Here is a 4,822-nt window from a genome sequence, read left to right as displayed (position 1 = left end):
GTCGGCCCTGTCGGCGTCGGCCCTGTCGGCGTCGGCCCTGTCGGCGTCGGCCCTGTCGGCGTCGGCCCTGTCGGCGTCGGCCCTGTCGGCGTGAGCGCGTCGGCGCCCGCCTGAGCTACCGGTCACACGCGTGGGCGAGGTGACCGCCGATGATCGTGGCGGCGACCATCCCGGCGTCCAGCTCGGCCAGCGCCACATCCGGCGCCACCGTCAGCAGGCACAGGTCCCCGGGTTGTCCCGCTGCGACCGTGCGTCGTCGGGCGGGACAATCCGCGTAGCCCAGGAACAGCATCACAGCTGTTCGCGCCGTGACTGATTCGGCCGGGCCCAGCACGGCGCCGGCGGGTGTGGTGCGGTGCACCGCGGCCCGCATCGCCGCCCACGGATCGCCGGCGCCGAACGGCATGTCGGTGGAGAACGCCACCGGGATCCCCGCGTGCAGCAGCGACGCCACCCGCCACAGCTGGTCGCGGTCGGCGACGGGAACCTCGGCACGGTAATCGTCGCCGCGCTCGGCGACGAAGTTGGGCTGGGTCACCACGGTGACGCCGAGTTCGGCCAGGTCAGCGATGCAGTCCGGCGGAACCATCGCGGCGTGCTCGATGCGGTCACCCGGGTGGGTGCCGGCCTGGCCCAGCGCCGCGATCGTCACGACCAGCTGCGCGGCGGTCACGCAGTGCACGGCCACCGGTCCGCCGTCGCGGTGCCGCTGCGCGATCCAGCTGGTGAGCTCATCGAGGTCGAGCCTGTCGTCGTGCAGTACCCGCTTACCCGGCGCCAGCGTGTGAACCCGTTGACGCAGCTCGCCGTGGCGGTGCAACTCGGCCAGCCGCACCATGTCGCCGACGTCGAGATCCGGTGTGGCATCGGTGATTCCGGTGACTCCACGGCTGCTCAGCACACGGCTCAGGTCAGCCAGGCCGATGTCGCGGCGTCCCAACGCGGCCGACCACTTCTCGTCGCTGCGCAGCCGCCCGTCGGGGTGGCCGGCCAGGCCGACCCGCGCCAGGCCCGCCGAGTTGAGCATCCACAGCATCCCGCTGCGGTGCTGCACCCGCAGCGGTATGCCGGGCACCAAGGCGTCCAGCGCGGCTCGGTCCAGCGGCCCGGCGACCGAATCGTGGTAGCCGACGGCCCGGATCCAGCCGTCCTCGCCGACAGCGACGCCGGCCAGCGCGGCGGCCAGGCCCGCGCGGTCACGCACCTGCGGCGGCCCCACCCGAACCGACGTGCTCGCCGCGGCAGCCGAATACAGGTGGACGTGATGGTCGTGCAGGCCCGGGAGCACGGTGCCGCCCGCGGCGTCGAAGACGTCTTCACCGGGCAGCGGGTCCAGGCCATTGCCGACAGCAGCGATTCGCGTTCCCACCCGCACATCGACCGGCGCGCCATCCAGCGTGCGGGCACGTTGAATCAGCATGGCGCGGAGAGTCTTTCCGAGACGATACGGCGAACGACGACATTGTCGGCGCCCATCGCGGACGCCGGTGCGCTCGGTGGAGGTGGCCGGGGTGCGGCGCTTGGGCGACCGGACACCGGCGCTGCCCGCGGCAGCGCCGCGTAGCGGGCGGCGACCTGCGCCAGCGACACGTCGATCACCTCGCCGCCGCCGCGGCGCAGCGACTGTGCCACCGCGCGCGCCGCCTCCAGGCCGGCCAGCGGGTCGGCGATGGCGTCGCCGCAGAACACCGGCCCATCCGGCCCGGCGCCGACCAGGCCGCCCGCCAGCGCGGCGTCGTCACCGAACGCCGGCCGGTCGGGCGCATCGGCGTGCCCGCCGATGCGCAGCCACACCCGGCCGCGCCGGGCAGGCACATCGGCGCTGCCCAGCCCGCGGCGGCGCAGCGCCGCCGGGCGCGAGCCTTCGACGACCACGTCCGCGGCCGCCAACAGCTCCCGCAGCGTATCCGCATCGGCGCCGAAATCGGTAGCGTAGCAGAGCTTTCCAGAGTTCATCCAGTCGAAGAACTCCGGCTTGCCGCTGCGGGTCCCGTCGGGTCGCGACGGGCTTTCCACCTTGACGACGACCGCCCCCGCGCGGGCCAGCAGCCGTGTGCACAACGGGCCCGCCCACAGCGACGACAGATCGACCACCAGCAGCCCGTCGACCCCGCGCGGTTCAGCGGCGCCGCCGGCCCGTCGTACCGCCGGTTCGGCCGGACCGGCCTCCCCCAACGCGGCGACAGCGATGTCGAGCAGCCCCGCCCGCGTGACCACCTCGTCGACGGAATGCGTTGCGGCCCAGTGTGTCAGTGCGCGCCACGGGTCCGTGACGGCGTCGGCGCGCAGCAGGGCGGGTAGCGCCGCGACGTCCTCGGCGCGGGGCAGCGCCAGCGCGCACCAGCCGTCGCCGGTGGCCAGCAGCCGGGTGGCGCCACCGCTCGAGACGCGGCCGCGCCGGGTCAGGCCCAGGATCGCCGCGCGGCCGGCCAGCACCGTGGCGGCGTCGGCGTGCACGCCGGTGAGTGCGGCGATGTCACGACAGACTCGGCGGGCTTCGGCCAGGACGGCGGCGCGGGAGAAGTCCGGCGGCCCGTCGGGCGGGCCGGTCAGCCAGGCCAGCCCGCTGCCGGCCCAGTCCGCCGCCGCGTCCACGTCCCCATTGTGCGCGCGGTGTCAGAATTGCAGCGCGGAAAAGCGCCAGTCCAGCACCTGCCGGTCGGGTTCGGTCTCGGGGTTGCCGACGGCGAAGACCAGCGATCGCAGTCCCAGCACGCCGCCGTGCTCGGTCAGCTCGGCGGATTCGACGTGCAGCTCGCTGTAGAGGGTGTCGCCTTCGTGCACCGGGCCGGTGTGGGCGCAGGATTGCCAGCTCAACACCGTCGCCACATTCGGCAGCAGCCGGGTGGCCTGCGCCAGCGCCAGACCGATGGTGTGTCCGCCGTACACCAGCCGGCGGCCACTGACCCGTGAATCACGGTGTACCGCAGCGATATTCAAGGTTAGTCGGGCCAGCTCGGCCGCGCCGCTGACGACGTCGGCGCTGCTGTGCAGCACTGTGCCGGCCATGTCGGGGTCGAAATGCGGTCCCGGGACACGCCGACGGAACACCTCACCGTTCCAGTCGCCGGCCGCCGGCGGCGCCGGCGCCGGGTCGGCGCCGATCGCCGACAGGTCGTCGGTGTGCGGCGCGGCGCTCGACTCGGCGTCCGGGGACAGCGGCAGCATGGCGCAGCGGTAGAAGTCGAGCACCAACCGGTCGGCCTGGTCGACCGTCGTCATCCGCAGCGCCGCCAGCCCGGTGGGCGCCCGCCCCGGCGTGACCGAGTTCGTCTTCAGGCCCACCACCTCGGTGCGGGTGGACAGGGTGTCACCGATCGCCGGAAACCGGTGAAAGACCAGGCCGCGGTAGAACAAGTTGGCCTTGACCCGCGCGGTGACCACGGTCGACTGGCCGATCGCGACGTCGCAGACCAGACCGGGGTGGGCCAACGCCGAGCCGGTGACGGCCGTCGACAACTCGGCGTCCAGCGGCAGCCGCAGCCGGTCGCCGAGGATGCTCTGATGCACGGCGGCCAGCCCGGAGGTCAGCGTCATCGACGGGGCGGCCGAGAAGACCTGGCCCACCCGCAGCTCCTCGAAGTACGGGCCGCCGGTCATCGCGGAGTCGGGCATGTCAGCATGGCCGTAGGTATAGCAGAAGGTGGTCAATGAGCACGGGGCGCAGCGACGACGAGGCAATGCTGGTCGACACCGTGCGCCGATTCGTCGACCGCGACGTGAAACCGACCGTCCGCAAGGTCGAGCACGCGGACGAGTACCCGCAGGCCTGGATCGAGCAGATGAAGCGCATCGGCATCTACGGGCTGGCCATCCCCGAAGAGTACGGCGGCTCGCCGGTGTCGACGCCGTGCTACGTGGACGTCACCCAGGAACTGGCGCGCGGCTGGATGAGCCTGGCCGGCGCGATGGGCGGGCACACCGTGGTGGCCAAGCTGCTCGCCCTGTACGGCACCGACGACCAGAAGCGGCGCTACCTGCCTGCGATGGCCACCGGCGAGCTGCGGGCCACCATGGCGCTGACCGAGCCCGGCGGCGGCAGCGACCTGCAGAACATGTCGACCACCGCTGTGCCCTTTGGCGCCGACGGCGCCTCGGACGAGTTGGTGGTCAACGGCTCCAAGACCTGGATCAGCAACGCCCGCCGCTCCGGGCTGATCGCATTGTTGTGCAAGACCGACCCGCACGCCACCCCGCGTCACGCGGGCATCTCGGTGCTGCTGGTGCAGCCGGGGCCGGGCCTGACGATCTCGCGGGATCTGCCCAAGCTCGGCTACAAGGGGGTGGAAAGTTGTGAGCTGTCGTTCGACGACTGCCGGGTGCCGGCGACGGCGATCCTGGGTGGTGTGCCCGGCCGCGGTTTCGCGCAGATGATGAAAGGCCTTGAGACCGGCCGTATTCAGGTCGCCGCCCGCGCTCTCGGCGTCGCGACCGCCGCGCTTGAGGACGCGCTGGCGTATGCGCAGCAGCGGGAGAGCTTCGGCAAGCCGATCTGGAAGCACCAGGCCGTCGGCAACTACCTGGCGGACATGGCGACCAAGCTCACCGCCGCGCGTCAGCTCACCCGGTATGCCGCCGAGCGCTACGACAGCGGCGAGCGCGCCGACATGGAGGCCGGGATGGCCAAGCTGTTCGCCTCCGAGGTGGCGATGGAGATCGCGTTGAACGCGGTCCGCATTCACGGCGGCTACGGCTATTCCACCGAGTATGACGTCGAGCGCTACTTCCGCGACGCGCCGCTGATGATCGTCGGCGAGGGCACCAACGAGATCCAGCGCAACGTGATCGCGGGCCAGCTGGTCGCGCGCGGCGGCATCTGACC

Annotated in this window: 4 protein-coding genes; 1 reads left to right on the top strand and 3 read right to left on the bottom strand. The window is 72.5% G+C overall.

Annotated features, from left to right (window positions below; genetic code table 11):
- Window positions 1–115 precede the first annotated feature (115 nt).
- The 3 genes from ABDW21_RS15280 to ABDW21_RS15270 are packed head-to-tail and all read right to left on the bottom strand — an operon-like array spanning window position 116 to window position 3,615.
- Entirely contained in the window at window positions 116–1,420 is a 1,305-nt protein-coding gene (locus tag ABDW21_RS15280) for an amidohydrolase family protein (RefSeq protein ID WP_343603116.1), read from the bottom strand.
- Window positions 1,414–2,595 carry a CoA transferase gene (locus tag ABDW21_RS15275; RefSeq protein WP_343710665.1) on the bottom strand — a complete coding sequence of 394 codons (1,182 nt, stop codon included), beginning with the start codon at window positions 2,593–2,595 and terminating at the stop codon, window positions 1,414–1,416. The genes ABDW21_RS15280 and ABDW21_RS15275 overlap by 7 nt, the downstream gene beginning before the upstream one ends.
- A 21-nt stretch (window positions 2,596–2,616) precedes the next feature.
- Entirely contained in the window at window positions 2,617–3,615 is a 999-nt protein-coding gene (locus tag ABDW21_RS15270) for a MaoC family dehydratase (RefSeq protein ID WP_343603119.1), read from the bottom strand.
- A 35-nt stretch (window positions 3,616–3,650) separates the two neighbouring features.
- On the opposite strand from ABDW21_RS15270, the gene ABDW21_RS15265 reads away from it, so the two are divergent.
- On the top strand, window positions 3,651–4,820 hold the full coding sequence (locus ABDW21_RS15265) for an acyl-CoA dehydrogenase family protein (RefSeq protein WP_343603120.1): 1,170 nt from the start codon (window positions 3,651–3,653) through the stop codon (window positions 4,818–4,820).
- Window positions 4,821–4,822: the final 2 nt, after the last annotated feature.

It is taken from the genome of Mycobacterium sp. (genome assembly GCF_039583805.1).
Lineage (GTDB): Bacteria > Actinomycetota > Actinomycetes > Mycobacteriales > Mycobacteriaceae > Mycobacterium.
The sequence above is the reverse complement of the archived record's forward strand: the minus strand, read 5'-3'. Positions and strand labels throughout refer to the sequence as shown.